Below are 21,674 nucleotides of genomic sequence, written 5' to 3' on the forward strand. Positions count from 1 at the left end.
GGTGTTGCCGGACGAGGCGTCACGGTGTCGAGTGCGCGCGGCTGCCGAGGCGCAGCCGCGCGCCGGGTGCGAGTGTCCGGCAGGTCGAGTGTCGTTTCTCGCACCGAGCTTAGTTGAATATGAGTTCATGTTCAATGTTGACTGCGGCCCGTGAGCGGGCGTTTTGTTCGGCGGCGTGACCCGGCGAGCGGTACCGGTCCGCTGGCATTGGACGGATGGATGGGAGACTGTGCCGGTGACCGGATCAGAAGACCGCTCGCGCGCGGACGAGACGCGAGCACGGCTGTTGGATGCCGCCGTTGCCGCCTTCGCGGAGCGTGGCTTCCACGGCTCGACGACCCGCGATATCACCTCGATCGCGGGCCTCAGCACCGCGGCCATCTACGTTCATCACCGTTCCAAGGAGGAGTTGCTCTACCAGGTCTCGCGGATCGGTCATCAGGACATCCTGGACAGGGTCCGGGCGGCCATCGCCTCCGCGAACGATCCGGTCGACCAGTTGATCGCGGTGATCCGTGAATTCGCGATCCATCACGCACGCGCGCACACCGTGGCGAGGGTCATCAACTACGAGCTGACCGCGCTCAGCCCGGAACACCAGCGCGAGATCAAGGAGATCCGGCGCGTCATCGACAGCGAGGTGCGGAGCCTGATCGAGCGCGGCGTCGCGGCGGGTGACTTCGACAACCCGAATCCGCGTATGGCGGCGATCGCGCTGCTCTCGCTCGGCATCGACCTCGCACGGTGGTATCGGGAGGACGGACCGTGGGCACCCGAGGAGATCGGCGACTACTACGTCGACCTCGCCCTGCGGATCGTGGGCGCGCGGAGCGCCTGACCTGTCGCGGCGGTGGCCGCCGCTGTCATTCTTGGATTCAGTTCAGGCCGCGGGCGAAGTCGATCAGGGCCGCGTTCACTTCGGCCGCGCGTTCCTGTTGAATCCAGTGCCCCGCACCGTCCAGCACCAGCGAACCGCGCAGGTCGGACAGCACGGCGGTCATCTTGGTGGTCGGGGTGAACCGGATGACCGGGTCCTCCGATCCGGCGATGAACAGGGCGGGCTGGTCGATCTTCGCGCCGGCCGAGTGCGCGGTGAGCTCCCAGTTCCGGTCGAGGTTGCGGTAGTAGTTGAGCCCGCCGGTGAAACCGGTGGCGGTGAAAGTGTCGACGTAATAGCCCAGTTCGGCTTCGCTCGACCAGGCCGGGGCCGCCTGCTCCGAGCCGTCGCTGTCCAGCCAATCGCGGGCGCTGATGACATCGTCCAGCAGCAGGGTGCGACGCACGTTCGACGCCAGGGTCGCGTCGGCCACGCCAGGCTCCTGGAACCAGCACATGTAGAAGTCGTCGCCCAGCCTGGATCTCAGTATGGACATCGGTGGCGCCGAGGCGCGTGGAGTGACCGGAACGCTCAGGCCCGCGACCGCACGCACCCGGCTCGGATGTTGAATGGCCAGCTGCCAGACGACCGACGCACCCCAGTCGTGGCCGACGAAGATCGCGTCATCGATGCCCGACTCGTCGAGGACGCCGACCAGGTCCGCGCAGAGGGTGGTGGTGTCGTAGTCCTCGATGCGGTCCGGACGCGAGCTGCCGCCGTACCCGCGCATATCCGGCGTCAGCGTGCGGAAGCCCGCTTCGGCGAGCGCGAAAACCTGGTGGCGCCAGGAAAATCCCAGCTCGGGAAAGCCGTGGCAGAAGACCACCGCGGGGCCTTCGCCGTGGTCGACGACGCGCAACTCGATCCCGTTGGTCGCGACCTGGCGGCTGCCGAGCCGCAGCCACCGGTCCAGCAGATTGCGTGTTTCCATCCTGGAGCCACCTCGCGTTCGGAAGCTGTGTCGCTCACAGACGATATTCAATTCTGACGTCGAATTCAACTATTTGTCGAGTTCGGAGGGTTGACCGATCGAGCGTTTCGAAATTCTTCTCGGAGAAGGTGATTCGTGCTGCACGACCCACTCGTGCGCGAGGTGTAGCAGCAACCTGCCGGTGTCGACGCGAACGTGTCTCCCCGTAAACGGGCCGGGCAGGACCGACACGGTGTGTGTCGGCCCTGCCCGGCCGTGTGGTGCCGCCCCGTGTCCTCGTACCAGTGCGAGGGCGGGGACTTGTGTCAGTTGTAGTTGTAGAAACCGCGGCCGGTCTTGCGGCCGAGGCGGCCCGCGTCGACCATGCGGCGCAGCAGCGCGGGCGGGGCGTAATGCGGCTCGGCGAACTCCCCGTACAGCGACTCGGCGGCGGCGAGGGCGATGTCGAGGCCGACGGTGTCGAGCAAGGTCAGCGGGCCCATGGGGTAGCCGCAGCCGCCCTTCATGGCCGCGTCGATGTCCTCGGCGGTGGCGTACCCCGACTCCAGCATCCGCACCGCCTGGCACAGGTAGGGGATGAGCAGCGCGTTCACGATGAAGCCCGACCGGTCGCCCGCCTGCACGGTGGTCTTGCCGAGGGTGTTCTTGGCGTAGTCGGTGACGGCCGCGGCGGTCTCGGGCGCAGTCACGAGGGTCGAGATGATCTCGACCAGCGGCATCACGGGCACCGGGTTGAAGAAGTGCACGCCGACGACCCGCTCCGGGCGCTGGGTGGCGCCCGCGACCTTGATCACCGGGATCGAGGACGTGTTCGTGGCCAGAATGCCGGAGGGCTTGACGATCTTGTCGAGCTTGCCGAAGATGTCGTACTTCAGCGCCTCGATCTCCGGGGCGGCCTCGATGACCAGGTCGCGGTCCGCGAAATCGTCGATGTCGAGTGTGACGCGCACGCGGGCGATCGCCGCGTCCGCCTCCTCCTGGGTGATCTTGCCCCGGGCGACGCCGCGGGAGATCGACGTGGCGATGCGCTGCTGTGCGGCCTCCGCGAACTCCGGCGTGGTCTCGAGCACCAGCACCGAGCTCCCGGCCTTGGCGCACACCTCCGCGATGCCCGCGCCCATCGTGCCGCCACCGATTACTCCGACCAGCTCCACTGTCTTCTCTCCCAACTCGAATCCGTCATCACGCAACGGGGCCATTCCAGAACTCCCCGGTAGCCTACTTTCCGCCGGTCGCCGGGTTCTCCGGAGGATAGGAGGGAATCGCGTCCTCCGAGGTGTGGGCGTCACCTCCGGTGGACTGCCACGACTCCCTGACGTCGGTGTCAGCTCCCGCTGCTGTGGGGGAGCCGGGCGGTGCGAGTCAGCATGAACGGGGGAGCGAGGTTGAACCGGCGGCAGTCGGCGCATTTCCGCGACACCGAGGCGGGGGTGCCGGTGTGGTGGAGAACCGCCTGAGGCGGCCAGGATTCGCCGTAGGTGCGGACTACTCGATGCCGAGGGTGACCTCGGTGGCCTTGATCAGTACCTTGACCGCCGTGCCTTCGGCGAGGTCGAGGTCGTCGGCGGCGTCGCGGGTGATCGACGAGGTGATCTCGTCACCTCCGGTGAGCCGGACGCGGACGACGGCCATGGCTTCACCGCGGGTGACCGAGACCACTGTTCCGTCGAGTTGGTTGCGGGTGCTCAGGCGCATGGCACGACGATACGCGCGGCCGTTTCGTCCGGCCGGTAGCGCCGAGCGGGTCGGCGAGTTCAGTAGACGTCGCGCACGTAGCGTTTGTCGGCTTGGAGGTGAATCGCGGTTCGTTCCGCACCTACGGCAATATGCTTCCCGTGGTGACGAATTTGCGGATCAGCTATGCGGCGTGTCGATGTCGCTGCCGAGTCCTGAATCGTCGGCGAACTCGGCCTCGAGGTCGGCAGCGCCGCTGTCGCCACGGTGACCTCGACCCATGGCGTGGTCGAAATACCAGAAAGTTGATGAGGATGAAGACATTGCGCACACTGAGCGTCGCTGCGACCGCGCTCGCCGTCACCGCGGGGCTGGCCGGGTGTGGTTCCGACGAGAAGACCACCACGGAAGGTGCGGGCCAGATCTCCGGCACGGTCACGGTATTCGCGGCGGCGTCGCTGACCGAAACCTTCACCGCGCTGGGTGAGGAGTTCGAAGCCGCCCACCCCGGGGTGAAGGTCGTGTACAGCTTCGGCGCCAGTTCGGCGCTGGCCGAGCAGATCAAGCAGGGCGCACCCGCCGACGTGTTCGCTTCCGCGGCGCCTGCCTCCATGCAGCAAGTCGTCGACGCCGGTGAGATCACCGCCCAGCCCGCGACATTCGTCAGCAACCGGTTGGAGATCGCGGTGCCCAAGGGCAATCCGGGCAAGATCACCGGGCTGGCCGATTTCGGCAAGACCGAGCCGCGCCTCGCGCTGTGCGCCGAGCAGGTGCCCTGTGGCTCCGCCGCCAAGAAGGTCTTCGAGATCGCCGGGATCACCCCGCAACCCGACACTCGTGAGCAGGACGTGAAGGCCGTGCTCACCAAGGTGACGCTGGACGAGGTCGATGCCGCGCTGGTGTACCGCACCGACGTGCAGGCCGCCGGTGACAAGATCGAGGGAATCGACTTCCCGGAATCGGCCAAGGCGATCAACGCCTACCCGATCGCGCCGCTGGCCGAGGCGCCCAACACCGCCGCGGCGACGGCCTTCGTCGACTTCATCCGGTCCGCAAGGGCGAAGGAGGTCTTCACCGCAGCTGGCTTCGAAACTCCCTGAGCGCGTTGATCATTCGTGCTGAGTTTGTCCGGTGATCAGAACCTCGGCATGGCGGTAAAGCGCCGTGCCGAGGGCGGCCGCGATCACCAAGGCTGTCTCGACGCGTCGCTTGTTCGGTGGCTGTGTGTATCAACCACACAGCGCCAGTTGGGTGAGAGCCTGAAGTGCGTCGTCGATGGGATGGGGCTGTGGTTTCCCCGAGGAGTCGAGGTGGTTCCATCGCTGCAGGTTGACCGCGATGGACAGTTGCCGTCTGCCGTCAGCGCTGGTCATGGACGTCGCGCCGCCGCCCCAGACCGAACCCTCATGGCCCCAGTAGGTGCCGTGACCGGGCACCGTCATCTTCTGCAGGCCCAGACCGTAGTCGAGCGTCTTTCCCTCGAAGGAGATGACCGGAACGGTACGTTGCATCTGCGCCAGCGACGCTCGACTGATGATTTCGCCGGCCAGCAGCAGGCCGAAGAAGCGGTTCAGGTCCGCGACGGTCGATATCAGCGAAGCCGCCGGCCCCACCCACGACATGTCGTAGACGCTGTAGTCGCGCGGCGGGTCGATCATGCCGAACCACGCCTCGTAGTGCAGTGAGTGCGGTCCGTTGATATGCGGTCCGGCCGGGAGCTCGGTGTCCCGCAGCCCGGCCCGCTCGATGATGTTGCGGGTGATGCGTTTCTCCGCCGAGCTACCGGTAATCGACTCCAGGAGTTGGCACATGAGCAGGTAATTGGTGTTCGAGTACACCCCCGGTGTGCCACCCGGGGTCCCGGTAGCGGGCGCCGAGACCCCCATCTCGATCAGCTCGGTCGCGTGAAACCTGGTGAACCGGCTGTCATCCAGGCTGGCCGGTGTTGTTTTCGCCAGGGCGGGGAAGGCCGCGAGTGACGGGTAGGCATGCGGGAGGTATTCGGCGAGGCCGCTGGTGTGGTTGATCAACATCCGGACCGTGATCGCCGCACCGCGTTCGCCGGGAACCAGCCGCGGCAGGTAGTGGCCGATGGGTGTGTCGAGTTCGATTTCGCCCTCGTCGACCAGATGCAACACAGCGGCGGCGGTGAACGGCTTGGTGATGCTGCCGACACGGTGTCGCATCGCGGCCGTGACGGGGCGGGCGGTGGCGACATCGGCGAATCCGGCGGCGCCGCGCCAGATTTGGTCGTCGTCGCGCACCTCGGCGAAAACTCCGGGCATGCCCGCGCGATGGACGGTCTCCAGGGCGGTCTGTAGCTTCTCGGGATCGAATGTGTTGGTCACGCCACCACTATCGACCGACCGCTCACGCCCGGTCTTGGAAAAATCTTCCCCAGGCCCGGTACCGGTGCCGAGCGATGGTGGGCAGATAGTGCGCCCTCAGTGCTCCCGGCGTGCGGTCGGCGAATATCGACACGTCTCGGCACAGATGCGCCTGATCGGCGTACCCGCAGTCCACCGCGACGTCGGCAGCGGGCCGGCCCGCCAGCAGACCGTCGACCGCGTACCGGAACCGGACCAGCATCGCCGCCCGCTTGGGTGTCAGGCCGATCTGGGACTCGAACCGCGCCCACAGCCGCTTGCGGCTCCATCCGAGGGATTCGGCGAGCTCACCGATCTTCACCTGGCCACCGGAGGTGAGTATGCGATTCCAGCTGGCGAGCACCTCCGGGTCAGGAGTCCGCATCGGCCTGTCGCACTGTGCCAGAAACGATTTCGTCAACGCGAAACGTTCGTCCCAGGTGCCGGTGGACGCGAGTTGCTCACGCAGTCGCCGAGCCCGCAATCCCCACAGGTCCTCCAGATCGACCACACCCCGGCCCAAATCAGTGGGGGAAACACCCAACAGCGAATACGCCTGTATCGGCGACAAGCGAACCTCGATGCACTCTGCCCGCTCGCCACGTACACGCATGGCCTCGGCGGGAAGCCCGACAACGAAGCCGCCGAGGGTCCGCCGCCCGACAGCATCGTCGACGATCAGCCCGCGATCCCCGAGTTCGATCACCATGGTGATCGCCGCTGTCCCGGCAGTCCGAAGATCCAACCCCGCGCCACCCGTATCGCGGTAGCCGATGATCGCGGCACCCGGCGGCACGGCATCGGCCGGACCTGCGAAATCCCACCCCACATCAGGGTCGCGGCCGAAGTCTGCGGTTCTCACCCGTCCAGGCTACGGAAAGGTGAGGACACCGCCATCGCCCACGCAGGCCCGTCCGCGGCAAGCCGCAAGTCCGGGCGGGTCGATGCCGCGAATAGCGCAACTCGGGTTGTTTACTTGGCGTGCTACTCGTTCACGGCGCCTGGTCGAATGCGCAGGCGGCACGGTGAATGCGGCTGTCGGCTGTGCCGGCATGGATGCGGGCCGGAATCGACTGTGAGGAGGGCTAGTGACGAACAACGTGGTTCGCCGGGCTGTCGGAGCGGGCGCCAAGCTGGGTGTCGTCGGTGGGGTGGTCGGTGCGTTGGTGCTGGGACAAGACACCGTCGCTCGCGCCGGGGAGACGACCACGTTCCAGCTTCCGCTCATGAAACTGACCCAAACATGGGGTGTGCCATCACACTTCATGGTCTACCTGACGGCGACCGTCGGCGATGCACCCGGAGTCACCACCTTCGGTGTCGCCAACCCCAGCCCCTTCAGCGGTGGCAGCTTTTTCGACTCCCATGCCCGGATTCACTGGTCGAACGTGACGACCGGAGCGGTCGGTGTGGTGGACGTGGCGGACCGAGAGACGGCGTTCCGGCCCTGCGACTGTGCGCCGGCGCCGGTGCCGGTGTTCACCGGAGCCGGCGAGATCGTCGCGGTCGCGACCGCAGGCGGCTTCGCCATCAATGTGTCCTCGGGGCTCGGTTCCTTCACGGCCCGGTGAGCCCGGCCCGCCTGCGAAGTCCGGTGCTTCAAAGCCTTGCGGCGCGGGCGCCGCGGCGCCGTGGGCGCAGCTGGTAGAGGCGGTACCAGGCCAGCGCGAGGAAGACGGCGCCGAGTGCGGCGACGACTCCCATGTCGGCCAGCCACGTGCCGATGGTGTGCTTCCACAGGGGATCGGGTGCGCCCTCATGTGGCGAGAGGGTGTCGAGGTCGAGGGTGGCGGCTCCCGCGCCGAAACCCCAGCGGGATGGCGATATGTAGGACAGTTGTTCCAGGAATGGTGTGCCGGGGAGCCGCACCAGTCCGCCCGTGAGCACCAGTTGGGCCATCGACAGCACGATCAGTAGCGGCAGCGTCTTCTCCGAGGTGTTCACCGAGACCGACACCAGCAAGCCCAATGCCAGCGATGTGATGCCGAGCAACGCCATCGCCAGCATCAGCTCCACCAAGACCGAGGTGAACAGCCCCTTGGGCGGCATATCCACGCCAATGGTGCCGATCAAGACCAACACCACCGCCTGAAGGGTGGTGATCACCCCCAGCACCAGCATTTTCGACATCAGGTAGACTCCAGCCGAGAGGCCTGCCGCGCGTTCTCTGCCGTAGATCGTCTGCTCCTTGACGATCTCGCGAATCGAGTTGCCGGTGCCGACGAAGCACGCGGCGAACGCCAGAATCATGAGCTTGGTCGGTGCGTCGACGTTGGTTCCCGGCTCTCCCGCGAATCCCTGACCCGGCGGCACCGCGGCGATCAAGCCACCCAGCAGCACCGGCATCACGCCGAGCAGCGCCAAATAGCTTCGGTCCGAGGCGATTACCGCGAGGTATCGCCGGCACAACGTACTGAGCTGGCTGAGTTTGGACTGCGGCGCGGGCGGCGGCTCCGGCGGGTGCACTTCCTCCGGGCCGACATCGTCGGTCAGTCCGGCCGCGACGTAGTTCTGGAAGCGAGGCGAATCCCGGAACTCGCCCGCCCAGTCGCGGTCGGCGTCGCGGTCGAATTCCTGGAATACCTCGGCCCAGCTGCGCTGCCCGAAGTGCTGCAACCCTTCAGAGGGTGGACCGTAGTAGGCCAGCCGACCGCCGGGCACCAGGACCAGCAGCCGGTCGCAGGAATCGAGATTCGCCACGCTGTGCGTGACCACGATGACGGTGCGCCCGTCGTGCGCCAGCTCGGACAGCATTTCCATGACCGTCTTGTCCAAGCCCGGGTCGAGGCCGGAGGTCGGTTCATCGAGGAACAACAGGGACGGCTTGGTCAGCAACTCCAGCGCGACGTTCACACGTTTGCGCTGCCCGCCCGAGAGCTTATCGATGCGGGTGTCGGCATGCTGCGCCAAACCGAGTTCCTCGAGGACCTCGTCGACCCGCTGTTCACGCTCCTCGCTGCGTGTGTCGCCGGGGAAGCGCAGTTCGGCCGCATAGAGCAGGGCGCGCCGGGTCTGAAGCTGGTTGTGCAGGATGTCCTCCTGCGGGACCAGCCCGATCCGGTGCCGGAGTTCGTCGTAGTTGGAGTACAGATCGCGTCCGTCGTAGCGGACCGTTCCCTCCGTCGCGGGCCGCAATCCGGTGACCGCGCCGAGCAGCGTCGACTTCCCCGCTCCACTGGGACCGATGACGCCGACGAGCGAGCGATGCGGGATGGGGAAGCTCACCCCGTCGAGAATTACCTTGCCTTCCGGTGTCCGGACGATGAGGGTCTGCACCGAGACCGACACGTCACCGGTGTCGACGAACTCGCGCAGTTCGTCGCCGACGAGCCGGGCCGTGGTATGCCCCAGGCCGATCAGATCGAATTCGGAGAGGTCCGCGGCGTCGACCCGGGAGCCGTTGACGTAGGTGCCGTTGTGGCTGTCGAGGTCGACGATCCGGTACCTGCCTTCGCCGATCACCTGCAGTTCGGCGTGATAGCGGGAGACCATGAGATCGTGCACGACGATGTCGTTGTCGGCGGCGCGGCCGATCCGAAGCGGGCTCGAGGTGATCCGGACTACCGAGCCGGGGTCTGCCTCCGGCGCCGGTGATCGCGAAACCTGCCGGTCGTGGCCCGGACGGAATTTCGTGACGGTTGCTTCCTCGTCGAGCTCGTAGCCGGGATCGGGGACGATCATGGTGTCGCCACCGGCATCGTCATCGGGCTCGTGGCCGGGTGGCGCTTCCACCGAGCAGGTCAGCTTCTCGCCATCCCTGGCATGTCCGAGCTGGAATGTCGCGTCTCGGTCGATCGCCCTCCGCTCGACGCGTTTACCGTCGAAAAAGGTGCCGTTGAGGCTGCCTGCGTCCTCGATTTCCCAGCCGTCCGAACCCCGCTCCAGAACGGCGTGCAACGAAGATACGCGCGGATCGGTCACAACAATGTCGGCCGTCGGATCGCGACCGACATTATATACGCCCCCGGCGCGTAGCCGATAGACGCGTTCTCTCGTCTGCACCACCAAAACCGGTGCGTCGGGGAATTCGATAGAGGACGGTTCATCCGCCATGAAGGGAGTATACGACCGCCCCGTACTGCCCCCGCAAGAGTCGACCACCCACGATCCCGCGGCCTGCAGCGTCGCGCGCCGTAATCCGACTACTCGAATGAAACCTGTGCTGAACAGCGTAAACGGTCGAACGGTAGCCACAGTCGGGTCGGCGAACCCGGCATCCGACACCCTTTACGGGCCGCCCGATTATGTCGGCCGGAGGAATTCGCGGTGTACTTCGCAATTCGAATCCGATCACATCGACACGGCTCTGTTATCGACTTTTGCGGTCCGATGTGCTCCATTTGTCGGTACCGGCGACATCCTCCTCGTATGAGGCGTCACCTGGTGGCTTTTGTGCAGATGATTCAGGTGTAAACAATTCGAACAGAGGAAATCCTCGACGAAATCCGGCATCGAGAGCCGCCGGATCGGCGAAATGGAATCCACATTTGCTCGTGCCGCTGACATCGCGCTCGCCCCGTCGCACAAGGGATTCAACGATCGCTTGCCCTACCTCCGGCCATGGTCACGGCTTCGTGTTCCATCACTTCGCTCGCCGCGCGCTCGCCCGAGCGAATGGCTCCGTCGACCCAGCCGCACATGACAGCAGAGCTCTCGGTTCCGGCCCAGTGGATACGGCCGCACGGTTCGCGCAGGGCATGACCGAACTGTGTCAGCACGCCGGTCGGCGCGTGGCTCAGCATCCCGCCACCGGAGTAGCGCTCCACACTCCAGTTCTGCTCGACGTAGTCGAGGGGGACGCCGGCTTTGTCGCCGAACCGCTCGACGAGCGCCGCGAGTACCGTTCTCCTCCGCTCGGCTTCGTCGAGTCGTCCAAGATGCCGCGCGTCGGGCCCCTCGGTGATGACACACAAGATCCCGGGTCGCCCGGTGTCCGTGCAGGCATCGATGGTGATGGTCGCCGGTGATCCCGGTGCGGCCGACTGTCCGGTCAATCCGTCGGCGCGCCAGAACGGTTCGTCGTACACGGCGGCGATCTTGACGATCGAGCCGCTCGGCATCCGCTGATGCAGGAACGAACGATCGACCGGCAGCATCGGTTCGTACAGAATTTGGCTTGCGATCGCCAGGGGAACCGCCACGATCGCGCGGCGGGCCCGCACGGTCGAATCGTCGGAGCGGACCGTCACGCCGTCGGCGTCCTGATGGATGCGCCGGACCGGCTGTGACAGGTGGATCCAATCGCCGATCTCGGCCGCCATCGGACGGGAGATGGCGCCCATGCCTCCGACCGGCCGAGCATCTTGCGCGCCGTCCTTGATCCCCAAGACGAAGCCGGGTCCACCTCCCGACGCCATCTGATACAGCACGAAGAGCAATGACACCTCCGAGGCGGCGGAGGTGTACATGCCGGCGATCGCGGTCTCGAGGAGTTCGTGGGCGGGCTTGGACAGAACGTTGTCATTCAGCCACTGCGCCAGGCTGATTCGATCCCACTTGCCGGCATTCTTCGCGGCCCACGGCGCCTCGAGGGGAATCGACTTGCACATACGACCCAGCTCGAGAAGTACCGCGCCGAGGTTCATCGCGGCCCAAGGGCTCATCGTCCACGGAATCGTGCCCTCGTAGCGATGCTGCTTGCCGTCGACCACCATCATGGCCTCGCCGTCGGTGTACTGCTTGTAGCTCGATACCCCGAACTCGTTCATCAACGCGGAGATCCGGTCCTGCCCCGGCCCTATCCAGGCGCCGCCACGATCGATCCACGACCCGTCCGCGCGCACCTCGGTGAACGTGCGCCCGCCGAGCCGGTCGCGCGCTTCCAGCAGCGCCACCGACCGACCCGCCTGTTTCAGCCGCAGGGCGGCGGTCAATCCGGCAAATCCCCCACCAACTACGCAGTAGTCGACGTCTGTCATGGCGCGCCGCCTTCGTGTCGAAGTTCTGTGCGAGGCCGCGTGCGGCCGGGCGCACTACTTGCCGCACCCGTGACGCGACGGGTGCACATCGCCTTCGATCAGGCTCGAGCGTCGAATATTCAGCAATTCTATAGCAAACGTGAAGTCGAATCCGGGGGCGGCGAACTCCTCCAGCGTCAGCGCGGTTCGCCGGCGAGCGCAGCGGTCGTAGTGGTTGTGAAGTCGATTTGGCGACGCGCGTTGGACAGCGTGGTCACCACGCAGGTGCCGACGGGGCCGGTGCGGTCGTAGAGGGTGGCGCTGCCGATGGAAATGCCGCCGGCGGCGATGGTGTTGTCGGCACGTAGCCCGAGTTCGTAGCCGACCGGGAGCCGGGAGAGGGTCACGGTGACGTCGGCGTTGATGTAGCCGGCACCTTCCGATCCCCAGTGGCACACGTGGTTGGTGGCGTCGCCGAGGATCGCGGCGCGCTGGAACGGGGTGATCGGCTCACCGTCCACCAGCGGCGGCAGGCTGTGCCAGGAGACCTTGCGTTCGGCGTTCTGATTCGCCGCATAATCGGAAGTCCAGTCGCGCTCACCGCTTTTGAACAGCGGCGGCGACCCGTCCGGGGACACGCATCCTTCCGGAGGAGCCGGCAGATCTTCGACCGGGCTCCACACCTGCCCTGGAGGCTCGGCGCCGGTGGTCAGGAAGACCGCCGACGCCCGGGCACGTTCCTGGCCGTCTTGGACCAGGGCGGCATCGACGACGGCGATTCGCGAGCCCTGGCGGACGACCTTGCTGCGCATGTCGAACGCTTCGTTGGCCACCGGCTGGTACAGGTCCACCGTCAGCCGAGCCGGGACGAACCCGTCGGGGCAGTGGGCCTCGAGCTCGCGAGCCAGCAGACCGCATATGCCTGTTCCGCTCTGCTTGTCCGGTGCCCATGGACTGACCGCCAGCTTCTCGGCCACGAGCTGGTCGCCCTGTCCGACGAAGAAACTCACCATTGTGTTGATTCCCCTGACCGTCTGCTCTACCCCAGAAGTGGAACACGTTACAGGTGAAAGGCTGGCGCGGTACGCCGGTCCGCGGCGTCGGCCGGATCGGCGTACCGCCGGTTCGGGGAACGCGGGAATCGCGGTGGCGTAGCGGTCTTGGAGTTCGTCGAATGCGTCTTCGGCATGGCGATGGCCGCGATGCCACGGACGGGCTCGACGGAGGCGGCGGGGTGGCTCGCTTGCGGGTCGCCGACAGGCCCGGCCGACCGCGAATCGGCGGCATGGCGGAGACTTGCGCCAAGCCGGGAATTGGCACCATTGGCATTGGCGGCGCGGGAAGCTGCGGCAGCGCCGGAATCACGGGCAGCGCAGGCTGGCGATCTGACGACCCTTACTGGGCGGTGCGAATTAGCTTGTCGTCAGGGAATGTTCGTCTGTCGCGTGGGCAGTGGATTGGCCCGAGCGGAGAGTGCCTGACGGGCGTTGCGGCGTCGGGTGGCATACGGCAGCGCGAACATGTAGAGCCCGGAGAACAGGAGGGCGGCGAGCGGGAGCAGCGGAAGGTAGGACACCCAGACGATCGGCTCCGCTTGCGCCAAGGCGACGACAGTGGCGAGAACGGTCGAGACAAAGGCAATGGCCGACCACCGGTGCAGCTGCCGGACCCGCTGGGTCGCCGGGCGACTTCCGGCGGTAACGACCTGCCGAGGCGGGACATCCGCGGCTCGTCGGCCGCGCCACCTGGTGGTGTACGACACCATGAGTATGTAGAGGCCGGAAAGGAGCAGCAAGGCGAGCGGGGGCAGTGGAAAGTAGGACACCCAAACCGGACTCTGCAACGCCAAGGCGACGACGGTGATGACGAGGGTCACCGTGAAGGTAATGGCCAGCCACCGGTGCATCTGCCGAACCTGCTTGTTCCAGCGCATGGAGTCCTCCTCCGACTTCGGGCGACCCGTGGCCCGGCGATCTGCCGGGTGGACGTCGATGAAAAAGACGTTAGCTACGGCTTGGTGATCAGCGCTTCTCGATTCCTGATCGTTCTGAGGTACCTGTTCCATGCCGGTGGCACGTGCGGTGTCGCGCACAAAGGACCCGGGGTTCTTCAGGATAGCTACGACGTGGCAACACTTGGCGTCACCAGCGGTCCACGGTCGGGTGTCGGGATCTGCTGGGCGCGCATCACTACGAACGTCACTTCGCCGAGGGCACGCACACTGCTACCGACCCGGGCCAAGGTAGCGCTGAAGCCGTGACACGATCCCGCCGCTGAAGCGCTTCGCCTCCGGGGCAGGAACCGGACTGGTACGGCGATCTGCCCTGCCGCCTCGGCCAGGGACTCGTGGTCTCTCTACACCGAAGACTGCCGCGATGATCCGAGGCTCGGTAGTCAGCCGCTCGACTCGAGGGCATCGTCGAGCACCGCGTCGCGGTCACGTCGTGCGCCATCCGGCGCTGCGTCGCGCTCGCTCCGCGCACCACGGGCCCGCCAGCTCCGATATCCGCGATGGACGGTGAAGGCTCCGATGATCGCGGTGGCGCACCACACCGCGATCGCGCTATAGGCCAGCGGCGCCGACAGTTCACCGATCGACGCGCCGAACGCGGTGTAGACGAACGCGCGCGGTGCCGATCCGATGAACGCACCGATGGCCATCTGCCACAACGGAATTCCGAAAGCGCCGAACACGTACGACGCCAGCGCATCCGAGATACCCGGGACGAATCGCTGCCCGACGACGGCCCAGAGACCGCGCCGCTCGATCTGCGCGTCGATGCGCGCGGCACGTTCCGCGCCGAGCAACTCCCGTGCACTCTCACGGCCCGCTCGCTGCCCGAGGAAGCTGGTGATGATCGCTGTGCCGGTCGCCGAGCCGATGGTCACGAACGTCCCGACCAACGGCCCGAAGAGCAGACCGCTCCCCGCGGCCAGAAGCGGGCCGGGAACGAAGATGGCGCCGAGAACGGCCGACACACCGACGTAGACCAACGGCGCCGCAGGGCCCGTCGCCGCGACCATACTGCGCACGCCCTCGATATCGATCACCCGCGCAACGGCGACGAGATAGAATATCCCGAGCAGGAACGCGACGCACAACGCGAGCCGCACGATGTGCCGCCGTCGGCTGATAGGGGAGAAGGTGCTGTTGTCGGGCATGGTGAGTGCAATCCTGCCGCACGCCGACCCAGCTCTCGAATCGACCCGGACGCGGTGCGCCCGCCAGTACCCGGGCAGGCTATTCGGTGACCTCGGCGATCGAGGGCGCGGCGCAGGTGGGCGCGTGCAGGCGAAGATCTCAGCGGCGGCTGAAACCGGCCCGATAAGCGCTGGGCGTCAGGCCGTTCCGGCGGACCATGTGCTGGCGCAGCGACTCGGCGCTGCCGAGTCCGGAGCGACGAGCGACCTCGTTCATCGGCAGATCGGTGACTTCGAGTAGCTCCCTGGCCCGATCGACGCGCTGGTGCAGCAGCCATTGCCGCGGGCTCAGCCCGGTTTCGGCACGGAATCGCCTGGTCAAGGTTCGGGTGCTCAGGTGCGCGTAGGCCGCGAGCTCGCGCAGTGTCAGCGGTTCGTCGAGTCGCTGCACCGCCCACTCCCGGGTGGCCGCCAGCGACTCCCCGTTCTCGGGCGGCAGGGGAGTCTCGATGAACTGTGCCTGACCACCCGCCCGGACCGGCGCCACCACCGCGAGCCGGGCGACCGCATTGGCGACCGCCGCACCGTAATCACTGCGCACCAAGTGCAGGCACAGGTCGATTCCCGCGGCCAGGCCTGCCGAGGTCAGCACCTGGCCGTCGTCGACGAACAGCACGTCCGGGCACAGCCGCACCGCGGGGAACCGCTCGCGCATCTCCTGTGAATAGAGCCAGTAGGTGGTCGCCGGGCGATCGTCGAGCAATCCGGCCTGCGCCAGCACGAACGCGCCCGTGCAGATGGACGCGATCCGGGTACCCGACGCGGCGCGGTCGCGCAGCGCGTCGAGCACACGGGGATCGCCCTCCGCGCGGCTTCCGGTACCGGTCACGACGATCGTGTCGGCGGTCGTGAGCGCATCGAGGCCGTGCTCGATCACCACCGACATGCCGAGCAGGCTGGGCACCGTTCCTGGATCGGGTGTGCACAGCACCACCTGGTACCCGGGCATGCCGTCCACCCGCACGGCGGGGAAGAGCATCTCGGGAATCGACAGGTCGAAAGTGGTCACCGGAGGGATGGCGAGAACCGCGATGGTGTGCATGGCTCGATCCTTGGGATGTATGGCATTTCAGCCACTACTGTAATCGGCCCGTGCTCGGCAAGGTTGTCGATGCGGCCGACGTCCGAGGGCCGCTTCCGAGGAGGAGAACACATGTCTGTGCATGTCGTCGCGGGTGCGGGTAGCACCGGCAGCCGGGCCGCCCTGCTGCTCGCCGAGGCCGGTGAGCAGGTGCGCTTGGTCAGCCGTCGCGGACTCGGTCCCGACCATCCACGCATCGAGAAGGTCACCGGAGACACCACCGATGCCGACCGGCTCACCGAACTGACCGAGGGCGCAACCACTCTCATCAACACCACCTGGCCCCCGTACAACCGCTGGCCCGCCGGCTTCCCACCCATCGCCGAGGCGGTGCTGACCGCGGCCGAACGCACCGGCGCAAGCTACGTGTCGCTGAGCAACAGCTACGGATACGGCCACGTCGACGGCCCGATGGCCGAGAACTCCGCCCTGGCCCCGGTGTCGGTGAAAGGCGCTGTGCGAGCGCAGATATGGCTGGACGCGCTGGCGGCACACGAGGCGGGGCGAGTCCGCGTCACCGAGGTGCGTGCCTCGACCTACCTCGGCGCCGGGGCTCAGTCGGCCTACACGATCCTGGCCGCGCCGCGGATACTCGCGGGCGAACCCGCCGCCTTCCCAGGCGATCTCGATGTACCGAAGACCTGGTCGTCCGTCGATGACGTCGCACGCACCCTGGTCACCGTCGCCCTCGACGATCGGTCGTGGGGCCGCGCCTGGCATGTGCCGTCGTCACAGCTGTCGGTGCGCGAGCTGAGCGAGCGCATCGCCGCGGCTGCGGGCGCTCCCGCACCACGCCTGAGCCCGCTGTCCTTGGTGGACGTCGCGTGGGCTGGGCGGACCGATCCGATCGTGGCCGAGCTCGTCGAGATGTTCTATGCGCTAGAACATCCCGACGTGCTGGATGCGACTCTCACCGAACAGACCTTCGGCCTGTCCGCGACCTCAGTCGACACCGTGATCGCCGACACTATCGGCGGCCTCGTCGCCGTGTGAGCGCACGGCCGGGCCGAACTACGACCCCGCCTCTGCGCGAACTCGAACCTTCTCGACAATCGAACGCGAGCGGCGGGGCGCCCACCAATTCCACGTTCCGGCGACACGCATGAGGGCGGGGACCAGAATCATGCGGATCAAGGTGGCATCGACCAGCACCGCTAGGATCAGCCCGAATCCCAGCATGCGCATGAGAGACACGCCGCTGGTGGCGATACCGGCGAACACCAAAGCCATGAGCGCAGCGGCGGCGGTCACCACCCGGCCGGATCTGGCCAGTCCGATCGCCACGGCGGCGTCGCTGTCGGCTCGGGTCCGTCCGGAGTTGCGCCATTCCTCGGTGAACCGGGTGAGCAGAAAGACTTCGTAGTCCATGGACAAACCGAAGGCGATGCAGAACACCAATACCGGCACCGAGGGCCCGGTGTATCCGGTGGTGGTCGTCCCGAGGCCGCCCAGATGCCCGTCCTGGAATATCCAGACCGTTGCGCCGAATGTCGCCGCCAGCGACAAGACGTTCAGCGCCAAGGCTTTCAGGGGAAGCAGCACACTGCCGGTCAACAGGAACAACAGAACGAATGTCGTGATCGCGATCCAGGCCAACGTCTTCGGGAAGCCCGACACGATCCCCGTCGCCGCATCGTCGGTCTGCTGCGCCAGCCCGCCGAACAGGGAGTCTGCCGGGGCGTCGACGTTCCGCAAGGTCTCGAGTTGTTTCCTGGCTTCCGGGGAGTACGGGTCGAGCGGTGTCATCACGGTGAGGTGCGCCGTGTAATGCGTTGCGGCCCGGGGGTCTCCAGGACCGACCGATTGCCCACCCGCGAATACGCCCGCCGAGCTGACCACCGCTCGGACGTCCGGGACGAGGGACAGTGCGGTGGCGTAGGAGCCGATGCTGCTGTTGTCGTTCGCGCCGGGACCGGAAAGGACGATGTGCACGGTGCCGGTGGCGTTCTGATCGAATCGCTCCCGAAGGAGGTCGCCCACCCGATGGGCCTCGGCGGACTCGGGCAGAACGCGATCGTCCGACAAGCCGATCTGCAGCCCCGCGATCGGGGCACCGGCGAGCAGCAAGACCGCGAGGACCGGTAACGCGAAGAGCGCGGGACGCCGTTGCACCGCAACCGCCACGCGGTAGAGCGGCGTCGACTCCGCGGCCGTGCTCTCCTGCAACGGCTTGCGATTGATCCGTGAGCCGAATACCGCCAGCAGTGCCGGAACACAGGTGATCGCCAGGACGATCGAGAGCGCGACGACCGCGGCTCCCGCGAACCCGATGGACTTCAACAGCATCATCGGGAACAGCGACATGCCGAGCAACGCGATCGTGACGGTGATCCCGGAGTAAAGGATCGCACGGCCGCCGTTGCGCATTGCGATCGCGATGGCGGTCGTCTGATCACGACCGCGACCCACCTCTTCGCGGTAGCGGCCGATGATCAGCAGCGAGTAGTCGATCGCGAGAGCGAGTCCGAGGGCCGTGGCGACGTTGAGCGCGAACACCGACAATTCGGTGATCAAGGTGAGTAGGAACAGAACGGCCGTGGTGCCGACGATCGCGAAGATCCCGACGACAACCGGTATCGCGGCGGCGACAGCACTTCTCAGGAACCAGACCAGAAGCAGGAAGGTCAGCGGCACGACGATCGCCTCTGCCAGGAGGATGTCCCGCTGGGCCTGGGCGCTGATCTCGAACAGCGCCATGGCTTGGCCACCGGCGGTTACCGTGACGCCGTCGATGTCGCGAACGTGACGGGCGGCGATCTCCTCGGCGGTGTGTTGCACTTCGTTGTCGTTTCCCGACAACGTCGCGACCACCAAGCCGATTCGTCCGTCGCGGCTGAGCAACTGCGCCGTTATCTGGGCGTCCGACCACGGAGCGACCACCGATTCGACGCGCGGGTCGGCCTTCAGGTCGTCGATTATCTCGCCTGCCACGACTGTGGCACGCGATTCCATCGCCCCGGAGGCGGATTCGATCGCGAAGATCAACTGCATGCTCGAGAGCCCGAAGTCGGCGGCCAGTATCTCGCCCGCCTGCGCCGACTCGGCGGCCGGGTCGAGATAGCCGCCCGCGGATAATCGTTCGGAGGCGGACGAACCGATCACTCCGAAAAGTACGAAGGCCAGTGCCGCCAACGCCAGCACGGTCTTGGGCGCGCGGATCGCGAATTCCGTCAGACGTGTGATCATTGCGGCGACCGCCGTTCGCGACTGCCGACAGATGCCGCGACTGCCGGTGCGATGTGCATTCCGGTCGAGATCGCACGGCTCATACTCATGACGCAGGTCAACGAGATCCCCCCTGGCAAGGTTCTGGACGAACGAGAAGATCGTAGCCGGTTGGTTCGGCGTGATCCCCGAGTTTCGCCGAATGGTTCCGTGGTGGCGGAGAATGTTTGAATTCCGGTCGGCACGGGTATGTTCGCCCCCGTGATGCCCGCCGCGCGGACCGGTTCGACTCATCGCTACCCGAACAGCCCGCGCTGTGGGATGATCATCGCCGAGCTACGAAGATCGTGAAACGACGCGGCCGGGATGGCCGCCACAGGGAGGGATCAGGCAGTATGCCAAGCGCTCGAACGTTCGAATCATCCGGTGGCGCCAAGGATCCTTCGGCGGGGATGTTGTATCCCGGTGAATCTCCGCGCGTTTACCGAGCGCTCTTCAACATCTTTCCTCCCTATTTGTTCGGGGGTGTGCGGGTGAAACACATCGCCGACGACTGGACCTCGGTGCGTGTGACGTATACCGTTCGCCCCTGGAATCGCAACAATCCCAATCGCGCCGCCTTCGGCGGAACGCTGTACTCGATGACGGATCCATTCTTCGGAATAATGGCATACGGTCAACTCGGGCGCGGCTATCGAGTCTGGAACACGGTCGGAAATATCGAATTCATCGCTCCGGGGCGGGGCACGGTCACGGCCACCATGGAGCTCCCACCTCAGCAGGTCGACGCCATTCGAGAAGCGACGCGAGACGGCAGCAAATCGATCACCGATCACTCCGCGGATATCGTCGACGCGGACGGCAATCTCGTGGCCCGCGCGAGCCAGAAGCTGTACGCGCGCCGCCTCCAGTCGTAGGGCCGCATCCATAGGAGTCGCGGCGGCTCGCGCGTGAAACGCCACCTGCCCGGTCTCGATCACGGGCTGCTCGCAGGCTTTCACGGGACGGTTGCGCGTCTCGTATCGACGCCCGGTCACGCTGGCGTGCAAGGGATCTCGTGTCCCGGCGCGAACGTGCCGTTGTAGCCCGCCGCGATGGCGGCCGTAGGTTCAGGTTGCCGGAAGTCCTCGCGTCGGGCATGCTCGGTGTGGCTGAGGGTCCGTCACACGGACCACGTCGATATTTCGACCGGGGAGGGATCGGATGAGGGGCATCCGTAGAAAACGGCCAATGGCCGCAATAGATTTGGCCCGGGGTGGGATGCGCAACATACCTTGCGAGCGCCGGCCGTCGGCTCGTACGCCGGCGATCTAGTCAGACGCGACAAAAAGCGCGCGCCGCGTTCGTTCGGCTGCCTTTCGGCGAGCCGGTCTGTGCGACGAATGCGCTCGAACGCGTCGGTGCCACGACCCATGGCCGGTCGTCGAGCTCTCACATGATCTGACGTTCGTTTCCGGACCTTTCGGGGGCGGCTCCGCGACGAACGACCCGAGCGGTAGCAAGCTCCCCACCGCCAACCGCCTTCGAACACAACCCGCGCCGAGGCAGATCCACCGTTCCACGGCGCATCAGTAGAGCAGATGGTGACGCAGATGACCGAGGACCAGAAACTGGTGAGCGCACTCCGGGCTTCCTTGAAAGAAGGCGAACGTCTTCGCAGGCACAACGCACAGTTATCGGCGGAGATCGAAAGCGTGACCTCTGAGCCGGTGGCGGTTGTGGGTGTGGGGTGTCGTTTTCCGGGTGGTGTGGTGTGTGTGGAGGATTTGTGGGGGTTGGTGTCGGGGGGTCGGGATGTGGTGGGGGATTTTCCGGTTGATCGTGGGTGGGATGTGGGGTTGTTCGATCCTGATCCGGAGGTTCGGGGGCGGTCGTATACGTGTCGGGGTGGGTTTTTGGCGGGTGCGGCGGATTTCGATGCGGAGTTTTTTGGTTTGAGTCCGCGTGAGGCGTTGGCGATGGATCCGCAGCAGCGGTTGTTGTTGGAGGTGTCGTGGGAGGCGTTGGAGGGGATGGGGGTTGATCCGAGGTCGTTGCGGGGCAGCAGAACCGGCGTCTTCATGGGGGCGATGTACGGCGATTACGGGATGCGGATCCTCGGGACGAGCGGAGGCGCGGAGCTCGAAGGATACTTGGCCAACGGTAGTGCGTCGAGTGTGTTGTCGGGGCGGATATCGTACACATTGGGTTTGGAAGGCCCTGCGGTCAGTGTGGATACGGCGTGTTCGTCGTCGTTGGTGTCGTTGCATCTGGCGGTGCAGTCCCTGCGGTCGCGGGAGTCCGACCTGGCGCTGGCCGGTGGTGTGGCCGTGATGGCGAGTCCCGCTGTGTTCGTGGAGTTCTCCCGGCAGCGGGGGCTGTCGGTGGATGGTCGGTGCAAGTCCTTCGCCGAGGCCGCGGACGGGTTCGGGATCTCCGAGGGCGTGGGTGTGGTTGCGCTCGAACGGCTTTCGGACGCGATACGCAACGGCCGCCAAGTTTT

The 21,674-nt window shown here is 66.3% G+C and carries 18 protein-coding genes; 6 read left to right on the plus strand and 12 right to left on the minus strand.

Annotation, left to right across the window (positions count from 1 at the left end; all coding sequences use genetic code 11):
- Window positions 1-235 precede the first annotated feature (235 nt).
- Complete coding sequence (locus NL1_RS11350; RefSeq protein ID WP_067837690.1) at window positions 236-838, plus strand: TetR/AcrR family transcriptional regulator; 603 nt, start codon at window positions 236-238, stop codon at window positions 836-838.
- 37 nt (window positions 839-875) lie between these two features.
- On the opposite strand, the gene NL1_RS11355 is transcribed toward NL1_RS11350, so the two are convergent.
- The 3 genes from NL1_RS11355 to NL1_RS11365 form a co-directional block, all read right to left on the minus strand.
- Window positions 876-1,808, minus strand: a complete 933-nt coding sequence (locus NL1_RS11355; RefSeq protein WP_067837625.1) for an alpha/beta fold hydrolase — start codon at window positions 1,806-1,808, stop codon at window positions 876-878.
- A gap of 305 nt (window positions 1,809-2,113) precedes the next feature.
- Entirely contained in the window at window positions 2,114-2,962 is an 849-nt protein-coding gene (locus NL1_RS11360; protein WP_067837628.1) for a 3-hydroxybutyryl-CoA dehydrogenase, read from the minus strand.
- Window positions 2,963-3,293: 331 nt separating this feature from the next.
- Window positions 3,294-3,503 carry a TOBE domain-containing protein gene (locus NL1_RS11365; RefSeq protein WP_067837631.1) on the minus strand — a complete coding sequence of 70 codons (210 nt, stop codon included), beginning with the start codon at window positions 3,501-3,503 and terminating at the stop codon, window positions 3,294-3,296.
- 287 nt (window positions 3,504-3,790) lie between these two features.
- Between NL1_RS11365 and modA the strand changes: the two genes are divergently transcribed.
- Window positions 3,791-4,582 carry a molybdate ABC transporter substrate-binding protein gene (gene modA, locus NL1_RS11370; RefSeq protein ID WP_067837634.1) on the plus strand — a complete coding sequence of 264 codons (792 nt, stop codon included), beginning with the start codon at window positions 3,791-3,793 and terminating at the stop codon, window positions 4,580-4,582.
- 129 nt (window positions 4,583-4,711) lie between these two features.
- On the opposite strand, the gene NL1_RS11375 is transcribed toward modA, so the two are convergent.
- Window positions 4,712-5,830, minus strand: coding sequence for a serine hydrolase domain-containing protein (locus tag NL1_RS11375; protein WP_245673187.1), 1,119 nt, complete (start codon window positions 5,828-5,830; stop codon window positions 4,712-4,714).
- A gap of 22 nt (window positions 5,831-5,852) precedes the next feature.
- Window positions 5,853-6,710 carry a helix-turn-helix domain-containing protein gene (locus NL1_RS11380; protein WP_067837637.1) on the minus strand — a complete coding sequence of 286 codons (858 nt, stop codon included), beginning with the start codon at window positions 6,708-6,710 and terminating at the stop codon, window positions 5,853-5,855.
- A 226-nt stretch (window positions 6,711-6,936) separates the two neighbouring features.
- Between NL1_RS11380 and NL1_RS11385 the strand changes: the two genes are divergently transcribed.
- Window positions 6,937-7,419, plus strand: a complete 483-nt coding sequence (locus NL1_RS11385) for a hypothetical protein (RefSeq protein ID WP_067837641.1) — start codon at window positions 6,937-6,939, stop codon at window positions 7,417-7,419.
- A gap of 28 nt (window positions 7,420-7,447) precedes the next feature.
- On the opposite strand, the gene NL1_RS11390 is transcribed toward NL1_RS11385, so the two are convergent.
- From NL1_RS11390 to NL1_RS11415, 6 genes are all read right to left on the minus strand, one after another.
- Window positions 7,448-9,901 (minus strand): FHA domain-containing protein, encoded by a 2,454-nt coding sequence (locus tag NL1_RS11390; RefSeq protein ID WP_067837644.1) that lies wholly within the window; start codon window positions 9,899-9,901, stop codon window positions 7,448-7,450.
- Between the two features lie 479 nt (window positions 9,902-10,380).
- Window positions 10,381-11,766, minus strand: coding sequence for a flavin monoamine oxidase family protein (locus tag NL1_RS11395; protein ID WP_067837647.1), 1,386 nt, complete (start codon window positions 11,764-11,766; stop codon window positions 10,381-10,383).
- A 176-nt stretch (window positions 11,767-11,942) separates the two neighbouring features.
- Window positions 11,943-12,758 (minus strand): thioesterase family protein, encoded by an 816-nt coding sequence (locus NL1_RS11400; protein WP_067837651.1) that lies wholly within the window; start codon window positions 12,756-12,758, stop codon window positions 11,943-11,945.
- Window positions 12,759-13,168: 410 nt separating this feature from the next.
- Window positions 13,169-13,678, minus strand: coding sequence for a hypothetical protein (locus NL1_RS38740; protein ID WP_174553408.1), 510 nt, complete (start codon window positions 13,676-13,678; stop codon window positions 13,169-13,171).
- Window positions 13,679-14,139: 461 nt separating this feature from the next.
- On the minus strand, window positions 14,140-14,907 hold the full coding sequence (locus tag NL1_RS11410) for a TVP38/TMEM64 family protein (protein WP_084510493.1): 768 nt from the start codon (window positions 14,905-14,907) through the stop codon (window positions 14,140-14,142).
- Window positions 14,908-15,046: 139 nt separating this feature from the next.
- Window positions 15,047-15,988, minus strand: a complete 942-nt coding sequence (locus NL1_RS11415; RefSeq protein ID WP_067837657.1) for a GlxA family transcriptional regulator — start codon at window positions 15,986-15,988, stop codon at window positions 15,047-15,049.
- Window positions 15,989-16,099: 111 nt separating this feature from the next.
- On the opposite strand from NL1_RS11415, the gene NL1_RS11420 reads away from it, so the two are divergent.
- A complete protein-coding gene (locus tag NL1_RS11420) occupies window positions 16,100-17,020 on the plus strand; it encodes an NAD-dependent epimerase/dehydratase family protein (protein WP_067837660.1) in 921 nt (306 codons plus the stop codon).
- 18 nt (window positions 17,021-17,038) lie between these two features.
- Here NL1_RS11420 and NL1_RS11425 read toward each other — a convergent pair whose 3' ends face one another.
- Entirely contained in the window at window positions 17,039-19,213 is a 2,175-nt protein-coding gene (locus tag NL1_RS11425; protein WP_067837663.1) for an MMPL family transporter, read from the minus strand.
- Window positions 19,214-19,644: 431 nt separating this feature from the next.
- Between NL1_RS11425 and NL1_RS11430 the strand changes: the two genes are divergently transcribed.
- Complete coding sequence (locus NL1_RS11430; RefSeq protein WP_067837666.1) at window positions 19,645-20,109, plus strand: DUF4442 domain-containing protein; 465 nt, start codon at window positions 19,645-19,647, stop codon at window positions 20,107-20,109.
- Between the two features lie 675 nt (window positions 20,110-20,784).
- On the plus strand, window positions 20,785-21,674 hold an 890-nt coding region (locus NL1_RS11435; RefSeq protein WP_162272717.1), incomplete at its 3' end, for a beta-ketoacyl synthase N-terminal-like domain-containing protein.

Origin of the sequence: Nocardia lijiangensis NBRC 108240 (assembly GCF_001613045.1) — a bacterium.
Lineage (GTDB): Bacteria > Actinomycetota > Actinomycetes > Mycobacteriales > Mycobacteriaceae > Nocardia > Nocardia lijiangensis.

Bases quoted from the DNA above. Each gene is read 5' to 3' on its own strand.
- NL1_RS11355 (WP_067837625.1), bottom strand. From the start codon at position 1,808: ATGGAAACACGCAATCTGCTGGACCGGTGGCTGCGGCTCGGCAGCCGC.
- NL1_RS11365 (WP_067837631.1), bottom strand. From the start codon at position 3,503: ATGCGCCTGAGCACCCGCAACCAACTCGACGGAACAGTGGTCTCGGTC.
- modA (WP_067837634.1), top strand. From the start codon at position 3,791: ATGAGGATGAAGACATTGCGCACACTGAGCGTCGCTGCGACCGCGCTC.
- NL1_RS11390 (WP_067837644.1), bottom strand. From the start codon at position 9,901: ATGGCGGATGAACCGTCCTCTATCGAATTCCCCGACGCACCGGTTTTG.
- NL1_RS11395 (WP_067837647.1), bottom strand. From the start codon at position 11,766: ATGACAGACGTCGACTACTGCGTAGTTGGTGGGGGATTTGCCGGATTG.
- NL1_RS11400 (WP_067837651.1), bottom strand. From the start codon at position 12,758: ATGGTGAGTTTCTTCGTCGGACAGGGCGACCAGCTCGTGGCCGAGAAG.
- NL1_RS38740 (WP_174553408.1), bottom strand. From the start codon at position 13,678: ATGCGCTGGAACAAGCAGGTTCGGCAGATGCACCGGTGGCTGGCCATT.
- NL1_RS11410 (WP_084510493.1), bottom strand. From the start codon at position 14,907: ATGCCCGACAACAGCACCTTCTCCCCTATCAGCCGACGGCGGCACATC.
- NL1_RS11415 (WP_067837657.1), bottom strand. From the start codon at position 15,988: ATGCACACCATCGCGGTTCTCGCCATCCCTCCGGTGACCACTTTCGAC.
- NL1_RS11420 (WP_067837660.1), top strand. From the start codon at position 16,100: ATGTCTGTGCATGTCGTCGCGGGTGCGGGTAGCACCGGCAGCCGGGCC.
- NL1_RS11425 (WP_067837663.1), bottom strand. From the start codon at position 19,213: ATGATCACACGTCTGACGGAATTCGCGATCCGCGCGCCCAAGACCGTG.
- NL1_RS11430 (WP_067837666.1), top strand. From the start codon at position 19,645: ATGTTGTATCCCGGTGAATCTCCGCGCGTTTACCGAGCGCTCTTCAAC.